The organism is Streptomyces ardesiacus (genome assembly GCF_003112575.1).
In the GTDB taxonomy this organism is placed as follows: Bacteria; Actinomycetota; Actinomycetes; order Streptomycetales; family Streptomycetaceae; genus Streptomyces; species Streptomyces ardesiacus.
Map to the genome: position 1 here is coordinate 1,019,539 of NZ_BEWC01000001.1, position 19,298 is coordinate 1,038,836.

The 19,298-nt window shown below is 73.5% G+C and carries 14 protein-coding genes; 4 read left to right on the forward strand and 10 right to left on the reverse strand.

The window, feature by feature from the left end; genetic code table 11:
- Positions 1-173: 173 nt before the first annotated feature.
- The 3 genes from Sdi02f_RS04340 (at position 174) to Sdi02f_RS04350 (ending at position 7,609) form a co-directional block, all read left to right on the forward strand.
- Entirely contained in the window at positions 174-3,260 is a 3,087-nt protein-coding gene (locus tag Sdi02f_RS04340; RefSeq protein WP_108932706.1) for a glycoside hydrolase family 2 TIM barrel-domain containing protein, read from the forward strand.
- Positions 3,261-3,413: 153 nt separating this feature from the next.
- Positions 3,414-5,657 carry a cellulase gene (locus Sdi02f_RS04345; RefSeq protein ID WP_108932707.1) on the forward strand — a complete coding sequence of 748 codons (2,244 nt, stop codon included), beginning with the start codon at positions 3,414-3,416 and terminating at the stop codon, positions 5,655-5,657.
- A 338-nt stretch (positions 5,658-5,995) separates the two neighbouring features.
- The gene (locus Sdi02f_RS04350) at positions 5,996-7,609 is read left to right on the forward strand and encodes an RICIN domain-containing protein (RefSeq protein ID WP_030399631.1); all 1,614 of its coding nucleotides are present in this window, start codon (positions 5,996-5,998) and stop codon (positions 7,607-7,609) included.
- A gap of 50 nt (positions 7,610-7,659) precedes the next feature.
- Here the strand turns inward: Sdi02f_RS04350 and Sdi02f_RS04355 are convergent, their stop codons facing one another.
- Positions 7,660-8,829, reverse strand: a complete 1,170-nt coding sequence (locus Sdi02f_RS04355; RefSeq protein ID WP_108932708.1) for a lactate 2-monooxygenase — start codon at positions 8,827-8,829, stop codon at positions 7,660-7,662.
- Between the two features lie 357 nt (positions 8,830-9,186).
- Here Sdi02f_RS04355 and Sdi02f_RS04360 point away from each other — a divergent pair, with 357 nt between their 5' ends.
- Positions 9,187-9,621, forward strand: coding sequence for a protease inhibitor (locus Sdi02f_RS04360; protein ID WP_108932923.1), 435 nt, complete (start codon positions 9,187-9,189; stop codon positions 9,619-9,621).
- 151 nt (positions 9,622-9,772) lie between these two features.
- Here the strand turns inward: Sdi02f_RS04360 and Sdi02f_RS04365 are convergent, their stop codons facing one another.
- From Sdi02f_RS04365 to Sdi02f_RS04405, 9 genes are all read right to left on the reverse strand, one after another.
- Positions 9,773-10,021 (reverse strand): CDGSH iron-sulfur domain-containing protein, encoded by a 249-nt coding sequence (locus tag Sdi02f_RS04365; RefSeq protein WP_030399634.1) that lies wholly within the window; start codon positions 10,019-10,021, stop codon positions 9,773-9,775.
- The gene (locus tag Sdi02f_RS04370; protein ID WP_030399635.1) at positions 10,002-10,664 is read right to left on the reverse strand and encodes a HemK2/MTQ2 family protein methyltransferase; all 663 of its coding nucleotides are present in this window, start codon (positions 10,662-10,664) and stop codon (positions 10,002-10,004) included. Before Sdi02f_RS04370 ends, Sdi02f_RS04365 begins: the two co-directional genes overlap by 20 nt.
- A gap of 12 nt (positions 10,665-10,676) precedes the next feature.
- Positions 10,677-11,708 carry an iron-containing redox enzyme family protein gene (locus Sdi02f_RS04375; protein WP_055468501.1) on the reverse strand — a complete coding sequence of 344 codons (1,032 nt, stop codon included), beginning with the start codon at positions 11,706-11,708 and terminating at the stop codon, positions 10,677-10,679.
- 55 nt (positions 11,709-11,763) lie between these two features.
- Positions 11,764-11,943 carry a hypothetical protein gene (locus Sdi02f_RS04380; protein WP_055468500.1) on the reverse strand — a complete coding sequence of 60 codons (180 nt, stop codon included), beginning with the start codon at positions 11,941-11,943 and terminating at the stop codon, positions 11,764-11,766.
- A 60-nt stretch (positions 11,944-12,003) separates the two neighbouring features.
- Positions 12,004-13,014, reverse strand: a complete 1,011-nt coding sequence (locus tag Sdi02f_RS04385; RefSeq protein WP_108932709.1) for a Ppx/GppA family phosphatase — start codon at positions 13,012-13,014, stop codon at positions 12,004-12,006.
- Between the two features lie 30 nt (positions 13,015-13,044).
- Positions 13,045-15,867 (reverse strand): NHLP bacteriocin export ABC transporter permease/ATPase subunit, encoded by a 2,823-nt coding sequence (locus tag Sdi02f_RS04390; RefSeq protein ID WP_108932710.1) that lies wholly within the window; start codon positions 15,865-15,867, stop codon positions 13,045-13,047.
- Position 15,868: 1 nt separating this feature from the next.
- Positions 15,869-18,100 carry an NHLP family bacteriocin export ABC transporter peptidase/permease/ATPase subunit gene (locus Sdi02f_RS04395; RefSeq protein WP_030399640.1) on the reverse strand — a complete coding sequence of 744 codons (2,232 nt, stop codon included), beginning with the start codon at positions 18,098-18,100 and terminating at the stop codon, positions 15,869-15,871.
- The gene (locus Sdi02f_RS04400; protein WP_031085300.1) at positions 18,097-18,903 is read right to left on the reverse strand and encodes an HlyD family efflux transporter periplasmic adaptor subunit; all 807 of its coding nucleotides are present in this window, start codon (positions 18,901-18,903) and stop codon (positions 18,097-18,099) included. The genes Sdi02f_RS04395 and Sdi02f_RS04400 overlap by 4 nt, the downstream gene beginning before the upstream one ends.
- 101 nt (positions 18,904-19,004) lie before the next feature.
- Positions 19,005-19,220, reverse strand: a complete 216-nt coding sequence (locus Sdi02f_RS04405; RefSeq protein ID WP_030399642.1) for a hypothetical protein — start codon at positions 19,218-19,220, stop codon at positions 19,005-19,007.
- Positions 19,221-19,298: the final 78 nt, after the last annotated feature.

Sequence of the window (19,298 nt, forward strand, 5' to 3'; positions counted from 1 at the left end):
AGAAAGTGCTTTCCGTGCCCTTGACGGGCGCGCGGGGCTCGACGTCAGAATCTGTTTGTTCGCGATCAGTTGTGAGTACTTCTGAGTTCTGCTGTGCCTCGATGAGTTCTGATGAGTCCTGCTGAGGCCTGGCCTGATGAGTCCCGGTGAGGGAAAGATGAGGGAGACCCGCCATGACGGTCACGCGTAGATCGGTCCTGATCGCCTCCGCCGCCACCCCGGCGGCCGGAATGGCGTTCGCCGCCCCGTCGGCGTGGGCCGCCGACGCGACCGGCGGCTCCGCGGGCCGCGGCACGGTCGCCCTGCGCGACGGCTGGCGCTTCCGGCTGGTCGACCCCGACGGGGCGGCCGAGGACGCCGCGGACGCCGCCGATCCCGCCCACGACGACTCGGCCTGGCGCGAGGTCGCCGTCCCGCACGACTGGAGCATCGAGCAGACGCCCACCACCGAGCACGGCACCACCAGCGGCACCGGCTTCCTGCCGGGCGGCCTCGGCTGGTACCGCCTCGCCTTCACGCTGCCGCGCGAGTGCGCGGGGAAGCGGATATCGGTGGAGTTCGACGGCGTCTACATGGACGCCCGCGTCCACTGCAACGGCCGGGAGGTGGGTCACCACCCCTACGGCTACACCGGTTTCGCCCTCGACCTCACCGACCTGGTGCACACCGACGGCCGCACCGAGAACGTCCTCGCGGTCCAGGTGCGCAACCGACTGCCCAGCAGCCGCTGGTACTCGGGCAGCGGCATCTACCGCGAGGCCCGCCTCGTCGTCACCGAGCCGGTGCACGTACGGCGCTGGGGCACGTACATCACCACGCCCCGGGTCGGCGAGGACAGCGCCGTCGTCCGGGTGGAGACGTCGGTGGTCAACGCCTCGGGCACCGCGTGCGAGGTGGAGGTCCGCTCGACCGTGAAGGACGCCGACGGACACACCGTGGCCCGCGCCGCCTCCACGGTGGACGTCGCCGACGCGGCGGCCGGGACCCACGAACTCACCGTCCGGCGCCCGCGGCTGTGGGACTTCGCGAGCCCGCACCGCTACACCCTGCACACCGAACTGCGCGTCGGCGGGCGCACCGTCGACACGTACCGCACGCCCTTCGGCATCCGCACCTTCCACGTCGACCCGGAGGAGGGCTTCCACCTCAACGGCGAGTACGCCAAGATCAAGGGCGTCGACCTGCACCACGACCTCGGCGCGCTCGGCGCCGCCGTCAGCGTCGACGCGATCCGCCGCCAGATGACGCTCATGAAGTCGATGGGAGTCAACGCCCTTCGCACCGCGCACAACCCGCCCTCGCCCGAGATGATCGAGGTCTGCGAGGAACTGGGCATCGTCATGCTGGTCGAGGCCTTCGACTGCTGGCGCACCGGCAAGAACCGCTACGACTACGGCCGGTTCTTCGACGAGTGGTGCGAGAAGGACGCCACCGAGATGGTGCTCGCGGCCCGCAACTCGCCCGCCGTCGTCATGTGGTCCATCGGCAACGAGATCCCCGACTCCACCGCCACCGCCGGACTCGCCATGGCCGACCGGATCATCGACGCCGTCCGCGCCGCCGACGCCACCCGCCCGCTGGTCATCGGCTCCGACAAGTACCGCCGGCTGCCCGCCAAGGGCTCGGCGGCCGACCTGATGCTGGCCAGGCTGGACGGGCTCGGCCTCAACTACAACACCGCCAAGTCGGTGGACGACCTGCACGCGGCCTATCCGCACCTGTTCCTCTTCGAGTCCGAGTCGTCCTCCGAGACCTCCACGCGCGGCACCTACCAGGAGCCCGAGCACCTGAACACCGGTGAGAACCACACGCCGGGCGGTCGGGCCACCTCCTCCTACGACAACAACCTCGCCTCCTGGACGATGAGCGGCGAGTACGGCCACAAGAAGGACCGCGACCGCAAGTGGTTCGCCGGGCAGTTCCTGTGGTCCGGCATCGACTACCTCGGGGAGCCCACGCCGTACGACGTCTTCCCGGTGAAGGCCTCGTTCTTCGGCGCGGTCGACACGGCCGGGTTCCCCAAGGACATGTACCACCTCTTCCGCAGCCAGTGGACGGACGAGCCGATGGTCCACCTGCTGCCGGCGACCTGGAACCACCGTGAGGGCGACACCGTCGAGGTCTGGGCCTACGCCAACGTCGACACCGTCGAGCTGTACCTGAACGGGACGTCGCTCGGCACCCGCCGCTTCGACCGGAAGCAGACCGCCGACGGCCGGAGCTACCTGGAGACCACCGAGGCGACCGGCGACGACAAGACCTTCACCGACGGGCCCTACCCCGGCAGTTACACCAGCCCCAACGGCAGCGCGGGCAAGCTCCACCTGACCTGGAAGGTGCCCTTCGAGGCGGGCGAGCTGAAGGCCGTCGCCCGGCGGGACGGCAAGGCGGTCGCCACCGACGTCCTGCGCACCGCCGGGACCCCGCACGCCCTGCGCCTCACCCCGGACCGGGGGAGCGTCGACGCGGACGGCCGCGCCCTGGTCTTCGTGACCGCCGAGGTGGTCGACCGGCACGGGGTGGTGGTGCCCGACGCCGAGCACCTGATCTCCTTCGACGTCGCGGGCGGCTCGCTCGCCGGACTCGACAACGGCCGCCAGGAGAGCGCCGAGCGCTACCAGGCGAGCACCCGCACCGCCTTCCACGGCAAGGCGCTCGCGATCGTCCGGTCCGGCACCCGGCCGGGCACGCTACGGGTGACGGCCCGCGCGGAGGGGCTGCGCACCGGCACGGCGGCCGTCCGGGCCCGGCAGGCCACGGACCGGGCGACCACACCGGCCCCGGTCTTCCGCCCCGAGCACCCGGCGCCCGTGGACCACCCGCACGCGGACGCCGGCTATTCCGGGCGGCCCGACACCCTGCCCGCCGCCGTGCTCGACGGCGACCCGGCCACCGGCTGGTCCAACGCCTTCCACAAGGACGCCACCGCCCTGCTGCCCGCCTTCGAGGGCGCCCGTGCCGAGGACTGGATCTCCGTCGACCACGGACGCACGCGCACCTACGACCGGGTCGAGGTCTCCTTCACCGTGGACGAGGGCCACAGCCTGCCCGCGTCCGTCGAGGTCGCCGTCTGGGACGGCCGTGCCTGGCGCACGGCGAAGAGGGTCCGGACCGACTGGGCCACCGCCTCCGACGCGCCCACGGTCGTCACCTTCGAGCGGCTGCGCGGCTCCCGCGTCCGCCTCACCCTCACCAGCCGCCACCCCGGCGAGGCCCGGGGAGCGGTCCGCGTCAGCCGCCTGGAGGCGCCCGCCGCCTGAGCCGCCCCACCACGCTCCGGACGGGACCGGCCCGGGAAACCGGTCCCGTCCGGACCGTTGACGGCATGTCATGTCTGCCACAAGCATGGCTCGCGACCGCATTTGGGAGCGCTCCCATTCCCGTGGGGCGCCACCTCCCCGAGGAGCCCGGACGTGAAAAGACGCAGAACCGCGCTCGTCTCCCTGACGGCCCTGCTGGCGACGGCCGTCATCGCGCTGCCCGCCGCCCCGGCCGGCGCCGAGGAGACCGAGCAGGTCAGGAACGGCACCTTCGACAACGGCACCGACTCCTGGTGGGCGAGCAGCAACGTCACCGCGGCCGTGACCGACGGCCGGCTGTGCGCCGACGCCCCCGGCGGCACCGCCAACCGCTGGGACGCCGCCCTCGGCCAGAACGACGTCACCCTGGTCGCGGGGGAGTCGTACAGGTTCTCCTTCACCGCCACCGGCACGCCCGCCGACCACGTGGTCCGCGCGATCGTCGGCCTCTCGGTGTCCCCGTACGACACCTACTTCGAGGTCAGCCCGCAGCTCAGCGTCTCCGGCAACACCTACTCGTACACCTTCACCTCGCCCGTCGACACCGCGCAGGGACAGGTCGGCTTCCAGCTCGGCGGTACGCCCGACGCCTGGCGGTTCTGCGTGGACGACGTGTCCCTGCTGGGCGGCGTGGCGCCCGAGCCGTACGTGCCGGACACCGGGCCGCGGGTGCGGGTCAACCAGGTCGGCTACCTGCCGGCGGGGCCGAAGAACGCCACCCTCGTCACCGACGCGACCTCCCGGCTGCGCTGGCAGCTGAAGAACGACGCCGGACGGGTCGTCGCCCACGGCTGGAGCGTGCCGCGCGGCGTCGACGCCTCCTCCGGGCAGAACGTCCACTCGATCGACTTCGGCCGCTACAAGAAGCGGGGCGAGGGCTACACGCTCGTCGCCGACGCCGAGACCAGCCGCCCCTTCGACATCGGCACGGCCGCCTACGAGCGGCTGCGCCTGGACTCGGCGAAGTACTACTACACACAGCGCAGCGGCACCGCCATCAGCGACGGACTCCGGCCGGGCTACGGCCGCCCCGCCGGGCACGTCGGCACGGCCCCCAACCAGGGCGACACCGAGGTGCCCTGCCAACCCGGCGTGTGCGACTACACGCTCGACGTCTCCGGGGGCTGGTACGACGCCGGCGACCACGGCAAGTACGTGGTCAACGGCGGCATCTCGGCCTGGGAGCTGCTGAGCACCTACGAGCGCTCGCTGCACGCCCGCACCGGGGAACCCGCGAAGCTCGGCGACGGGTCGCTCGCCATCCCCGAGAGCGGCAACAAGGTGCCGGACATCCTCGACGAGGCCCGCTGGGAGCTGGAGTTCCTGCTGAAGATGCAGGTGCCGCAGGGACAGCCGCTGGCCGGAATGGCGCACCACAAGATCCACGACGAGCAGTGGACCGGGCTGCCGCTGCTGCCGAGCGACGACCCGCAAAAGCGCGAGCTGCACCCGCCGACCACCGCGGCGACCCTCAACCTGGCGGCCACGGCCGCGCAGGCCGCCCGCCTGTACCGGCCCTACGACCGCCAGTTCGCCGCAAGGGCGCTGGACGCGGCCCGCACCGCCTGGCGGGCGGCGCTCGCCCACCCCGGCCTGCTCGCCGACGAGAGCGACGGCATCGGCGGCGGTGCCTACCCCGACGGGGAGGTGGCCGACGAGTTCTACTGGGCCGCAGCCGAGCTGTATCTCACCACGGGGGAGCGGGACTTCGAGGAGTACGTGCTGAACTCCCCGGTCCACACCGCCGACATCTTCGGGCCGACCGGCTTCGACTGGGCGCGCACCGCCGCCGCGGCCCGGCTCGACCTGGCCACCGTGCCCAGCAGGCTCCCCGGCCGGGACCGGGTCCGCCGCTCCGTCGTCCGGGGCGCCGACGGCTACCTGGCCACGCTCAAGGCCCACCCGTACGGCATGCCCTACGCCCCCGAGGGCAACGTGTACGACTGGGGTTCCAGCCACCAGGTCCTGAACAACGCGGTCGTGCTCGCCTCCGCCTACGACATCACCGGCGGCGCCACCTACCGTGACGGCGCCGTGCAGAGCATGGACTACATCCTCGGCCGCAACGCCCTCAACATGTCGTACGTCACCGGATACGGCGAGGTCAACGCGCACCAGCAGCACAGCCGCTGGTACGCCCACCAGCTCGACCCGGCGCTGCCGGCGCCGCCCGACGGAACCCTGTCCGGCGGCCCGAACTCGAGCATCCAGGACCCCTACGCGCAGAGTAAACTCCAGGGCTGCGTCGGCCAGTTCTGCTTCATCGACGACATCCAGTCCTGGTCGACCAACGAGCACACCATCAACTGGAACGCGGCACTGGCCCGGATGGCCTCCTTCGTGGCGGACCAGGGCTGACCGCAAGCCCCCCCCCGCCCGGCCGAGGGCCGCACCGCATCCGTCGAGGAAAAACGCAAAGCGGTGCGGCCCTCTCGGCATGCCGGGGATTCTGACCTTCTTTCAAAGGCGGCCCGGGTTGCCCGGTCGCCTTGTTGGCCATGAGGGTTTGTGCGAGAGTGAAGCACCCGTGCGGGGGGTAAAGGCCGGGTCTCGCACGCGCTTTGACGGGCCGGGTCCGATTTCGCCATGGCGAATTCACGCCTTCCGCGCCATGCCCGAGAGGTACACACCAATCCGTGGGTCCTTTCCGGCATCCGAACGTCTGAGCCGCCTGCGCGTGGGAAGGAAAGATCTCAGTGCCCACCCCCCACCCTCCCCGGCCCGTCCACCCGCCTTCCGGCGGGGGCCCCGGGGAGTCCGACGAGTTGCTGGCCGCTCGGCTGCGGGACGGTCCCCAGAGCGAGGCGGGCCGCAGCGCCGCGCTGCTGATGGCTCGTCACTGGCGGCCCGCGCACGACTACGCCACCCTGTGCCTGGCCACGTCGGACGAGGTCGCCGGCATGGTCACCGCCGCCGCCTGGCACCGGGTGCTGGCCCGTCTCGCCCAGGGCGAACCGGCCACCGCGCTGCGCCCGCGCCTGCTGGTGGCCGTGCGGGACACGGTCCGGCAGTGGTCCGGGGACGAGGCGACGTCCGGCGTCCTGCCGCAGTTGCTCAAACCCGCCGGCGGGCGCGGTATGCGGGCGGCGAAGTCCCTGACTCCGGAAAACCGCACGCTGGCCGCGCGGGCATTCGCCTCACTTCCCGGACCGGCCCGTTGTTTGCTGTGGCACACGGAGGTTGAAGGGGAGTCCATAAGTGTGCCGGCCGGTCTGCTCGGCATGGATACCGACACCGCGTCGGCCACCCTGGAACAAGCGCGGGAGAAATTCCGCGAGGCTTGTCTGCACGCCCACAGGCAGCTCGCGCCGAGTCCGGAGTGCCGCTTCCAGAGCCGGCTGCTCGACGTCCCGATCCGCCGGGGCGGCGCCCTGCTGCCGGACGTCCGCAAGCACCTGGCGGACTGCCGGCACTGCCGGCACGCCGCCGAGCAGCTCGGCCACTTCGAGCGGACGCTGGGCACGCTGATCGCCGAAGCGGTGCTCGGCTGGGGTGCCCGGCGCTACCTCGACTCCCGGCCGGCGCGTGCGACGCGGGGCGGGCCGGCCGGGGGCACCGCCCGGCACCGCGGGTCACGCCCCGGGCTGCTGGGCCGCATCCCGCTGCCCGTGACCGTGCGCAGGCCGTCGGGCGGGCCGCGCTCGGGCCGGTCGCCGCTCAGGCAGTTCGGCGCGGCCTCGGCCGGTGTGCTGGCCGTCGTGCTGGTGGTGAGCGTGTGGTCCTACGACGGCGGGAGCGCCGATCCCGCCGCCTCCACCAGCGCCGTCGACGGCAAGGGGCAGACGTCCGCGACGAGCCGCCCGAAACCGCCCGGCGCGGCCGGGATGCCCACGTCCCCGGACCGCACGCGGCTGCGCAACGTCGCCGCCCACCTGTGCCTCGACGTGCGGGGCGAGCCCAAAGCCGGAGCGGGTGCCCGGCTGGCGAAGTGCTCCGAGGCGTGGACCCAGCAGTGGACCCACGAGGAGGACGGGCTGCTGCGCAGTGTCGCCGACCCGGGACTGTGCCTGGACTCGCGGGCGGACGCCGGAGTCGTCGTCCTCGGCACCTGCGTCGACCGGGGCGCCGAGCGGAGCGACGACGTGCGCTACGACCTCACCGCGCAGGGGGAGTTGGTGCCGCGCGGGCAGAGACTGCTCGCGCTCGCCGCCACCACCCGCGCCCCGGACGCCGACGTCGTCGTCAAGGTGCACGACGGCTCCGACGACCAGCACTGGCGCACCGAACCGGTACCGGCGGCGGAGGACTCCCCGACGATCGGGCGCACCGACGCCCCCGACGCGCGGGCCGTGGACCTGTCCGGCGGCTGAGGAGACCGCAGTCTCCCGGTGGGGTGTGAGGGGACGGCGCCGCCGTCCCCTCACACCGGGCCCTCGACGAGGTCGGCGGGGCCCGGCGTGGCCGGTGAGGCGTGACCGGACAGGGCCAGCGTGAGGTCGAGTTCGGCGAGCAGGCAGCGGATCACGTGCTCGACGCCCGCCTGCCCGTCCAGGCCGAGCCCGTAGACGTAGGGGCGGCCCAGGAGTACCGCCCGCGCGCCGAGGGCGAGGGCCTTGAAGACGTCGTCGCCGGTGCGCACACCGCTGTCGAACAGCACGGTGAGCCGGTCGCCGGCCGCCTCCACCACGCGCGGCAGCGCGTCGGCCGCGGCGAGGGAGCCGGCCACCTGGCGGCCTCCGTGGTTGGAGACGACCACGCCGTCCATCCCGGCGTCGGCGGCGAGCCGTGCGTCGTCCGGGTGCAGGACGCCCTTGAGGACGATCGGACCGTCCCAGTTCTCCCGCAGGAACGCCAGGTCGGGCCACGACTTGGCGGGGTCGGAGAACATGCCGACGAAATGCATCACCGCCGCGTCGGGATCCTCGTGCACCGGCTTGGCCAGACCCGCCCGGAAGGCCGGGTCCGAGAAGTAGTTGGCGGTGCCCACCCCGTGCAGGAAGGGCAGGTACGCCTGGTCCAGGTCACGCGGGCGCCAGGACAGCAGGGGCGTGTCCAGCGTGACGAACAGCGCCGTGTACCCGGCCGCCCCGGCCCGGTCCAGGAAACTGCGCGCCACCTCACGGTCCTTGGGCCAGTACAGCTGGAACCAGCGCTCGGCGTCGCCCATCGCCTCGGCGACCTGCTCCATGGGCGTGCTGGAGGCGGAGGACAGGATGTACGGAACGCCCTGCGCGGCCGCGGCCCGGGCGGCGGCCGGCTCCGCGTCCGGATGCATGATCGACAGGACGCCGACCGGGGCCAGCGCCAGCGGGGCGGGCAGGGCGCGGCCCAGCACCTCGACGCTCAGGTCCCGCTCGTGCACGTCGCGGAGCATGCGCGGCACGATCCGGCGCCTGTCCAGCGCCGCCCGGTTGGCGCGGGCGGTGCTGCCGTCGCCCGCGCTGCCCGCGACGTACCCGAAGGGGCCGGGGGCCAGGCGCCGTTCGGTCAGTTCCTCCAGTCGGGTCAGATCGGTGGGCAGCCGCGGCACCGCGCCCGTCATGCCGTTCAGGTAGATCTCGTACTGGAAGTCCGCCCAGTGCTTCGGCATCCCACGTCCGCCTCTCGTCGTCGAGCTCGCGCTGCCGGCACCATACCCGTCGGTATGCCGGGGGCGGACGCCGGGGCGGCGGGGCTGTTCCAGGGATGTTTCAGGCCTATTGGCGAAGGCGTGGATCACGCCATTCGGCCTGTTCCGGACCCCGTATTCGATCAAGAAGTGCCCTGTTCCGGACTTGGAACGTTCCAACTCCGTTACTTCACGCCACTGATTCAATACGCAAGGTTACCGAAACCCGTGGGGTCGAGATGAGTTTCGGCGCCGGACTCGGCAGACTCGCGCTCGCCGCCCCGGCACCCACCGGGCCGGGCCGGCACCACCCTCGACACGAGCGGAAGGATGCACACGATGCGGAACACCGCGCGCCGGGCAGCGACTCTGGGCCTGACGGCCACCGCCGTCTGCGGGCCCCTCGCCGGGGCCTCCCTCGCCTCCCCGGCCACCGCCCCCGCGTCGCTCCACGCCCCCTCGGCCCTGGTGCTGACCGTGGGGCGCGGAGAGAGCGCTGCCACCACCGCGCCCCTGCGCGCGGTCACCCTGACCTGCGCCCCGACCGCCTCCGGCAGCCACCCGGCGCCCGCCGCGGCCTGCGCCGAACTGCGCGCCGCACACGGCGACCCGGGCGCCCTGAGCGCCGACGAGCCGGTGACGTGCACCCGGGAGTACGCCCCCGTGGTCGTCACCGTCGACGGGGTCTGGCAGGGCCCGCGCCTCTCCTACGAACGCACCTTCGCCAACGAGTGCGTGAAGAACGCGGCCAGTACGAGCGTCTTCACGTTCTGAGGGACCGGGCCCGCCGGGACCGTGCGGCATGACCGGCTGCTCGCCGCTGGGGAGTGCGAGCGCCGCCGCACCGGTCCCGCGGGCCCGCACCGGGGACGGCGGACGGAGTGGGGCCGTCCGCCGTCCTCCGGTACCGGGAACCCGGGCCGCGTCAGTCCTTCGTGGCCGGCCCGTCGCCGGGCCCCGCCGACCGGGCCCGGTGGCTCGTGTCGCACCAGGGGAAGCGCCGGCTGCGACGGCACGTGCACAGCGCCACCCGGAAGCGGTCGGAGGACACCGTCGTGCCGTCCTCCAGTTCCACCTCCACCGGGCCCTCCACCAGCAGCGGGCCCCGGCGCTGCACCTTGATCCGGCGGGGCGCGGCGGGCGGGCGGGGCGGCTCAGACGGGGAGTTCGGCACGGACCACCACCAGCTCCTCCTCGTACTCGGCCACGGACAGCAGACCGCGCTGCCGCAGCCAGCGCTCCCGGCCGCGCACCACGGGACCGAACGCGATCCGCCGCCGCCGGGTGACCGCGGCCTTCAGCCCCGCCTCACGCAGCAGCGCCTCGGTGCGCGCGGGGTCGCTGAGCGCGGACTGCACGAGCAGCAGCACCCCGCCGGGGCGCAGCAGCCCGGGCGCCTGTCGGCAGATCCGGTCCAGGACCATGCGGCCGTCGTGGCCCGCGTCCCAGGCCCGGGCGGCACCCCGCGGCCGGCGGCCGCCGGCGGGCGCCGGCACGTACGGCGGGTTGGCCAGCACCAGGTCGAACGACTCACCGCGTACGGGCGTGAAGAGGTTGCCGTGGCGGACGCGGATGCGCACCCCGGCCCGGGCCGCGTTGAGCCGCGCGGCGCACACCGCGCGCCAGGACACGTCCACCGCGGTCACCCGGCCGCCGCGCAGCGCCGCGGCCAGGGCGAGGGCGCCCGTGCCGGTGCCCACGTCGAGCACCGCCGCGCCCGGCGGGAGCGACTCGTCGGACAGCGCCCCGGCCAGCAGGGCGGTGTCATCCTGTGGGGCGTAGACGCCCGGAAGCACCGTGAAATTCACGGACCCCAAGTACCCCGGCCGTCACGAAGTATGGGAGGTTTCCGCAGGCACGCGCGGTGCGGCCGGCAGCGGCGTGCGCAGCGAGGACCGCCCCGCCCGCCAGTGGGCCAGCAGCTCGGCGCCGAAACGGTCCTCGAGGTGGCCGGTGGCGTCGATGCCGAAGACGACGTCCGCCGCCAGGTGCGGCTCCTGCTCCAGCAGACCGTCGATCACCTCGTGCCGCACGATCTGCTCGTGCACGGCGTCGGCCTCCACGTGCTCGTCGTAGAAATGCTCGGCGGCCGGTCCGGCACCGGTGCGGCGCATCGCCTCGGCGAGCCGCCGGGAACCGGGCGACGACGTGATCTCCACCGCCGCGAAGTGCCCCACCAGCGCGCCGCGCAGCGACCGGTGCAGGCCGAACAGGGACATCATGTTCACCGTCGCCAGGCAGGCGGCCGAGGCCGCGTCGAGATGGGCCCCGTACGTCGTGTCCAGGCCCAGGTCCGTCATCAGGTCGGCGAACAGACGGGCGTGCACGCGGTCGGCACGGCCGCCGCCGTACTCGTCGAACTCCACCGCCGCCATCGCCGCCTTCGAGCGGCCCCACAGCCGCGGCAGCACCCAGGCGTGCGGGTCGGCCTCCTTGAGGTGGTACAGGGAGCGCTGGGCCGCGTACTCGCGCAGGTGCCAGAGCTCTCCCTCGTCGCGCAGGAAGTGGCTCACGCCCTCGCCGTGCACGGGTTCGACGAGCAGCGCGCCGACCGCGTCCGCCACGCTCTCGTGGACCGGGGTGCCGGCCCGCAGGGCCTCCAGGAACCGCCGCTCCAGTGCGGCCCGCACCCTCAGCAGGTCCGGGTCCCACTCCAGTCCGGGCGAGACGCCCGCGAAGCCGCGGTAGTGCAGCTCGTAGCACTGGTACAGCGCGAGCTGCAGGTCGTCGCCGTACGCCGATGCGGCGGCGACGGCCTCGGGGTCCGGCAGCGGGCCCGTCCCGCGCAGACGGGCGCCGACGGCCCCGGAGAGCGGTCCCCGGGGCGTCGGCAGCGGTGGTCCTTCACGGTCGTACTCCATGCGCCGCGAGTACCCGGACGCCGCCGCGGCACCCCCGGTCGCGCGAAGCGGTGTCTCACTCGCCCTCGGCGTCCCGCTGGGCGCCGGTGTTGGGGGAGGTGGCGTCGCCCGCCTCGCCCCGGTGTGCGCCCTGGTCGGACTCCGCGTCGCGGGGCCTGGCCTCCTCGATCTCGCGCAGGACCTCCTCGACCGCGGTCTCGGGCTTCTTGTCGTCGTGCTCGCCGTTCCGGGACACGAAGTCCTCCTTCTCGCTCGTGGCGTACGGTGCGTACGCCGGGTCGGTTCAGTGGGACGTTCAGTTCGACGCGGACGCCAGGCGCAGCGGCACCGGCGCCCGCACCGCGGCCTCGTCGCTGCGCCGGACCACGTCGGCCCACCAGGACGGGCCGTCCTCGATGTGGCGCAGCAGGACCCCCTCCCGGATCGCCCAGGGGCAGAGCGTCACCGACTCCAGACCGGTCAGCTTCATCGCCGTGTGCCCCACGACGGCGCCGGCCAGACTCTGCGCCGAGCGCGGCGCGGAGATGCCGGGCAGCCGGGCCCGTTCGGCGGCGGGCAGGGCGGCGAGCCGGCCCACCGCCTCCCCGAGGTCGCGGCGGCGCATCCGGCGCTCCGTGAACGGCCCGTGGCGCCCGGGCGGGGCACCGCACAGCCGCCCGAGCTGCTGGAAGGTCCGCGAGGTGGCCACGGCGGTCCGCGGCCCCTCCCAGCGGATCCGCGCCGCCACGTCCCGCAGTTGGTGGCGGACCCTGCGGCGCAGTGCCCTGATCTGGTCCCGCGACGCCGGGTCCCGGCCGCCCGCCAGGAACTCGTGGGTCAGCCGGGCCGCTCCCAGGGGCAGCGAGGCCACGAAGCCGGGCAGCCGGCCGCGCCCGAACGCGACCTCCAGGGAGCCGCCGCCTATGTCGAGCAGCGCGAGCGGCCCGGACCGCCAGCCCATCCAGCGCCGGGCCCCGAGGAACGTCAGCTCCGCCTCCACCTCGCCCGGCAGCGTGCACAGCGGCACACCGGTGCGGGCGTGGACGGTGCGCAGCACCTCGCACCGGTTCGGCGCGGCGCGCACCACGGCGGTCGCGAAGGCCGGCGGCCCCGGCGCGCCCCACCGCTCCGCGGTCCGGCTCGCGTCGGCGACCGCCTCGACGAGCCGCTCCACGGCCTCCTCCGGGACCGGGCCGCCCGGCCGGACCTGTTCCGACAGCCGCAGCCGCCACTTGGCGGTGTGCACCGGCAGCGGGACCCCGCCCTCGGCGTCCGCCACCATGAGCCGGACCGTGTTCGACCCCACGTCCACCACGCTGATCCGCATGAGGGCAACAGGTACCCGTTCGAGCGCCGGTCAGGCCAGCTGGCGCCGCACCAGCTCGTGCAGCCGGCCTCCCGTGTCGGCGAGCAGCTCGGCCGGCGGCCCCTGCTGGGCGACCCTGCCGTCCTCCATCACGATCACACGGTCGGCGTCCAGCACCGTGGACAGCCGGTGCGCGATCACGACGCGGGTGGCGTTGAGCGCCTTGGTCGACTCGATCACCGTGCGCTGCGTCGCGTTGTCCAGGGCGCTGGTCGCCTCGTCGAAGAAGAGGATGCGCGGGCGGCGGATCAGCGCCTGCGCGATCATCAGCCGCTGCCGCTGGCCCCCGGAGACCGCGCCGCTGCCCGACACGATGGTGTGCAGGCCCATCGGCATCCGCCTGATGTCCTCCGCGAGCCCCGCCATCTCGGCCGCCGCCATGGCCTCCTCGGGCGTGTACGGCTCGGTGCCGCAGATGACGTCCAGGATCGACCCCGTGAACGGCTGCGCGTGCTGGAGCACCACCCCGCACTGCCGGCGCACCGCCGACTGGTCCAGCGCGGCCAGGTCCTGGCCGTCGTACAGGACGCTGCCCGACAACGGCCGGTCGAAGCCGATCAGCAGCCGCAGCAGCGTCGACTTGCCGCAGCCGCTGGGGCCGACGACCGCGACGAACTCGCCCGGACGCGCCTCGAAGGAGACGTCGTCCAGGACCAGCGGACCGTCGTCGGTGTACCGGAACGACAGCCGGCGCGCCTCGACCGCCCCCGACAGCGGCCCCGGCCGGGTGCTCGCCGTCCGCACCTCCGGCGTCGCCTCCAGCACCGGCCTGATCTCCTCGAACAGCGGCAGCGCAGCCACCCCCGACACGAACGCGCCGGTCACCTGGGTGACCGAGGTCAGCAGCATCGTCACCGAGGCGTTGAAGGTGAGGAACTCCGCCGCCGACATCGAACCGCGCGCCGGGCCGGCGAGCAGCATGAACATCAGCAGCGTGCACAGCGGCAGGTACACCGCGCCCAGCACCGCGTTCAGGTTCTTGATCCGCCCCGCCCGCCGCTGCAGCTCACGGCTGTGCGCGAACCGCTCCGCCCACGCGGCGTAGGCGTAGTTCTCGGCCGCCGCCACCCGCAGCTTGGGCAGCCCGCGCAAGGTCTGGAACGCCTGGTTGTTCAGCTTGTTGGTGAGCTTGACCAGCCGCCGCTGCCAGCGCACCTGCCACAGCCCGAGCCCCAGGAACACCCCGGCGACGACCACCAGCATGCCGATCGCCGCCAGCGCCATCGGCACGCTGAACCAGAGCAGCAGCGCCAGGTTCACCGCCCCCACGGTCACCGACTGGGCCACCGTCGGGCCGACCCCCGCGAGGAGACGGCGGATCGCGCTGACGCCCATGGCGGCGCTGGCCAGTTCGCCGGTGGAGCGTTCGGTGAAGAACCTCGTCGGCAGCCGCAGCAGCCGGTCCCACACGGCGGGCTGCAGCGTCGCCTCGATCCGGCCCTCCAGACGCAGGATGGTGAGGTTCTGCAGCAGCATGAAGGCCGCCGCGACGACGCCGCTCAGCATCACCGCGAGACACACCTGCACGATCAGCCCCGTCTGCGCCTTCGGCACGAACTCGCCGAGCACCTTTCCCGTCGCGACCGGCACCAGCGCGCCGAGACCCACCGTCACCAGACCGGCGAGCAGCAGACCGGCCAGGTCCCGGCGCGTGCCCGCCAGACAGAACCGCAGCAGCCGCAGCGGACCGAGCCGGCGTTCGGGCAGCGGCCGGTAGAACATCACCGCCCGCGGCTCGAACTCCCCGGCGTTCGCCTTCTCCACCGGCGTCTCACGACCGGTCGCCGGATGCACGGCCACATAGCCGCCGCGCCGCCACAGCAACGCCACCGGCGCCCCCGACAGGGTGCGGTGCCCGACCAGCGGCCCCACATCGTCCCGCCACCAGCGCTCCTCCAGCCGCACCGACCTGGTCCGCACGCGCGAGGCCAGCGCGATCCGCTCCACCGGGTCGAGCCGGTCGCTCTCCGTACGGTCGCGGGCCGGCTCCGCGAGCGGGATCCCGGCCGCGCGGGCGACCAGGCGGCAGGCCGCGTACGTCGCGTCCGCGTCGGCGGCCGTGGTGCGCCGCGCCTTCCGCCTGCCGAGGGAGGCCAGCAGCGTCCGGTCCGCCTGCGCGCGCACCGCCTCACCGGCCTCGATGCCGGCCGCGGTCCGCGTCTCATGGGTCCGTTCGAGCTGCTCGATCCAGCGGTCCAGGGTGGTCAGCAGCCGGTACTGCTGGTCGACCACGCCCTGCCACAGCGCCGGGTCCATCAGCAGGTCGGCGGACGCCTCCTCGCCGTACACCGCCCCGTACTGCACGCTGCCCGGCGGCACCTGGATCCAGAACACGTCGTCGTCGGTGGGGGCGCCGGCCCGCTCGCCGGCCATCGGCGCCTGGAAGAGGACGGTCAGACCCCGGCCCACGCCGAGGGCCAGGGCGTACTCCAGCGGGCTCGTCGCCGGCGGCACGTACTGCGGATTGCCGTACGCGTCGTACGACCACGTCTGGGTGGGCGCCTGCTGGTACAGCTCGCGCAGCCCGATGCGGTGCACGACGCAGTCCCGCAGCGGACGCGCCACCAGCGTGTGCCGCGGTCCCGCGACCGGACCCAGCAGCGCCGAGCCCGCCTCCAGACGCCCCAGGTGGTGCCAGTGGCCCTGCTCCGCGGCGTCGACGGCGAACAGGTCCACCGCGCCGGAGACCACGAGCCACAGCACCTGCGGCCCCTCCAGGTCGAGCCGGCTGGACCCGGCGCAGTCGACGCGCGTGCCCAGCGCGCCCAGCGCCCCGAGGACCAGGTCGCCGTGTTCTTCCCGCACGGTCGTCACCTCAGCGCTCCCCGACCAGCGCGGCGTACGCGCCACCGTGTGCCACCAGCTCCGCGTGCCGCCCGCGCTCCACGACCGTGCCGTGCTCCAGGACGACGATCTCGTCGCTGTCCCGCACGGTGCTCAGCCGGTGCGCGATCACCACGCAGGCGCAGCCGCGCCGGCGCAGGTTGTCCATGACCACCAGCTCGGTCTCCGCGTCCAGGGCGCTGGTCACCTCGTCCAGGACCAGGATGCTGGGCCGGCGCACCAGCGCCCGCGCGATCTCCAGACGCTGGCGCTGCCCGCCGGAGAAGTTGCGGCCGTCCTGCTCGACCGGGCTGTGGATGCCGCCCGGCCTGCGCGTCACCACGTCGTACAGCGCGGCGTCCTTGAGCGCCTCCACCACGGCGTCGTCGGGGATCGAGGGGTCCCACAGCGCCACGTTGTCGCGCACCGAGCCCTCGAACAGGAACACGTCCTGGTCGACGAAGGACACGGAGGACGCCAGCGCCCCGCGCGGGATGTCGTCGAGCCGCTGCCCGTCCACGCGGATCACCCCGTCCCACGGCGCGTACAGGCCCGAGATCAGCCGCGACACCGTCGACTTGCCGCTGCCCGAACCGCCCACCAGGGCCACCTGCTGCCCGGGGCCGACGGTCAGGTCGAAACCGCTCAGCAGCGGCTTGTCGAGCGGGTTGTAGCCGAAGGAGACGTTCTGCAGCTCGACGTGCCCGTGCAGCCGGCGCGTCGAACCGGTGCCGCCGGGACGGTCGTAGAGCGGGTCGGCGCGGAAGTTCTCCACGTCCTTCAGCCGCGCCACGTCGGCCGCGAAGTCCTGGATGCGGCCCGCGACGCCGTTCAGCCGGGTCAGCGGGGCCGTGAAGCGGACCACCAGCGCCTGGAAGGCGACCAGCAGGCCGACCGAGATGTGGCCCTCGACCGCGCGCATGCCGCCGATCCACAGGATCAGCGCGCTGTTCAGCGTCGCCAGCGTGGGCGCGACCACGCCCAGCCAGGCGCTCGGCACCCCGAGCCGCTGCTGCTCCTCCAGGGTGGTCGCGTGCTGCCCGGCCCACTTGCGGAAGTAGCCGTCCTCGCCACCGGTCGCCTTCATCGTCTCGATCAGCTGCAGACCGGTGTACGCGGTGTTGGTCAGCCGCGCCGTGTCCGCCCGCAGCTTCGCCGTACGGGTCGCGCGCAGCCGGATCACGACCCGCATCGCGACGATGTTGAGCAGCGCCACCCCGATGCCGACGAAGGTGAGCTGGGGGTCGTAGGTGTACAGCAGCACGGCGTACAGGACGACCACGATCGCGTCCACGCCCGCCGCGGCGAGGTCGCGGGCCAGCGTCTCGGCGACGGCGTCGTTGGACTGCAGCCGCTGCACGAGGTCGGCGGGGCTGCGCTGGGAGAAGAAGGTCACCGGCAGCCGCAGCAGGTGCCGCAGGAACCGGGCGCTGGAGAGGGTCGAGGAGATGATGCGGCCGTGCAGCAGGTTGGCCTGCTGGAGCCAGGTCAGCACCACGGTGAGCAGCACACAGGCACCCATCGACGCGAACAGCACGCCGAGCAGCGAGGTCTGCCCCCCGATCAGGAACATGTCGATGTAGGTACGGCTCAGCGCGGGCACCGCCGCCCCGACCGCCACCAGGAGCAGGCTCGCCAGCAGGGCGGCGGGCAGCGTGCCGGCGGTGCCGCGCAGCCGGGCCGGCATCGCGCCGAGCACACCGGGCCGGCGACCGCCGCGGGTGAAGTCCTCGCCGGGCTCCATGGTCAGGACGACACCGGTGAAGCTGCCGTCGAACTCCTCCAGGGACACGAAACGGCGTCCCTTGCCCGGGTCGTTGACGAACACCCCGCGCCGTCCGAACCGGCGGCCCATGCCGTCGTAGACGACGTAGTGGTTGAACTCCCAGAACAGGATCGCCGGTGCCGCCACCTCGGCGAGCGCGGCCAGGTCCATCTGCATGCCCTTGGCGGTGAGCCCGTAACTCCGGGCCGCCTTCAGCAGGTTGCTGGCGCGCGAACCGTCGCGGGAGACCCCGCAGGCGATCCGCAGCTCCTCCAGCGGGACATGGCGGCCGTAGTGCCCGAGCACCATCGCGAGGGAGGCCGCGCCGCACTCCACGGCCTCCATCTGGAGCACGGTGGGCGTACGGACGGTCTTCGCGCGGCTCTTGGGCACGCCGCGCCTCGGCGGGGCGGCACGGCGCCGGCCGCGGGTCTCCCGGGTCTCCTGTGCGGTGCTCACGGCAGCAGCCAATCGACGGGACGCTGGTCGGCCAGCCGGATCGAGCCGGAGGCCAGGGTCATGGAGGTGAGCCCGAACGGCGGCCCCTCGGCGGAGGACCACGCGTAGCCGCTCTTCGTGGACGCCGAGGTCTCCAGCCGCACGGTGACGGCGACGGGCCTGCCGTCCTTGGCGAACTGCTCGCCGAGCGTGTCGTCCCCGAGGAAGGCGCCGATCGTCTGCGCCGACTGGGCCGAGCGGTCCACGGACTTCACCTCGCCGTGCAGGACGCCGTACCGCTGGGCCGGCACCGACTGCACGGTCAGGTCGACGGAGGCGTGGGCGGGGATGGCGGCGGCGTTCTCGGCCGGGACGTAGACGGTGGCGTAGAGGGGGTCGTCGGCGTGGGCGACCTTCTCGACGGCGGCGACGTTCGCGCCGGTCCGGATGATCTGCCCGACGGTGGCCGCGAGCGCGCTGACCCGGCCCGCGTCGACCGTGCGGACCACGCTCTCGCCCTCGGACGTGCGGACCTTCAGTACCGGGGCGTCGGCGGCCAGCCGCTGTCCCGGCCGCGCCAGGACCGCGGTGACCTGGCCCGAGACGGGACTCTGCAGGAGGTAGCTGCCCTGCCCGTGGGTGAGGACGGCAGGGGCGTCGACCGTGGAGGTCACCGAGCCGCTCACGGCCCACACGGACGCGGCGGCCATGGCGACCACGGTCACGGACAGCACCAGCCAGCCCTGGGGACGGGCGAAACGCACCGGGAGATCGAGCTCGTCCGGCGACTGGAGTTTGGAGAGGGCCTGTTGGCGGAACTGCACGGCTGACGTGTCCCGGGCTCGAGGAGAACGGCCGAAGAACGACAACGGCCGAAGAGTCCCGGAGCCTGGCGGGCTCCGGGACTCAGCGACACAAGGCGCGATCAGAGACCGGCGACCAGGTTGGTGACCGGGGCCGTGTTCAGGCCGGTGACACCCTCGACGGTGCCGACGGCGGTGTTGAGCAGGCCCGAGACCGGGGCGACGCCGTCCACCAGGCCGGTGACGGTGCCGACGGCGTTCACGTTCAGGCCGCCGGAGACGTTGTCGAGGTCGGCGTCGGAGATCTCGACGGTCTCGACCTGGGGGGTGGAGTTCATGATGGAACTTCCCTTCGTATAGCCATTTCACAAGGGGGGAGCGGCCCCCTCTGGGGACAGATGACGGCCGCGGCCGCA

What these genes read in the sequence shown, in the direction of transcription:
- Sdi02f_RS04385 (WP_108932709.1), bottom strand. Translation starts at nt 13,014, where the DNA reads ATGCGGATCAGCGTGGTGGACGTGGGGTCGAACACGGTCCGGCTCATG.
- Sdi02f_RS04355 (WP_108932708.1), bottom strand. Translation starts at nt 8,829, where the DNA reads ATGCCGAAGCACTGGGCGGACTTCCAGTACGAGATCTACCTGAACGGC.
- Sdi02f_RS04405 (WP_030399642.1), bottom strand. Translation starts at nt 19,220, where the DNA reads ATGAACTCCACCCCCCAGGTCGAGACCGTCGAGATCTCCGACGCCGAC.
- Sdi02f_RS04360 (WP_108932923.1), top strand. Translation starts at nt 9,187, where the DNA reads ATGCGGAACACCGCGCGCCGGGCAGCGACTCTGGGCCTGACGGCCACC.
- Sdi02f_RS04375 (WP_055468501.1), bottom strand. Translation starts at nt 11,708, where the DNA reads ATGGAGTACGACCGTGAAGGACCACCGCTGCCGACGCCCCGGGGACCG.
- Sdi02f_RS04340 (WP_108932706.1), top strand. Translation starts at nt 174, where the DNA reads ATGACGGTCACGCGTAGATCGGTCCTGATCGCCTCCGCCGCCACCCCG.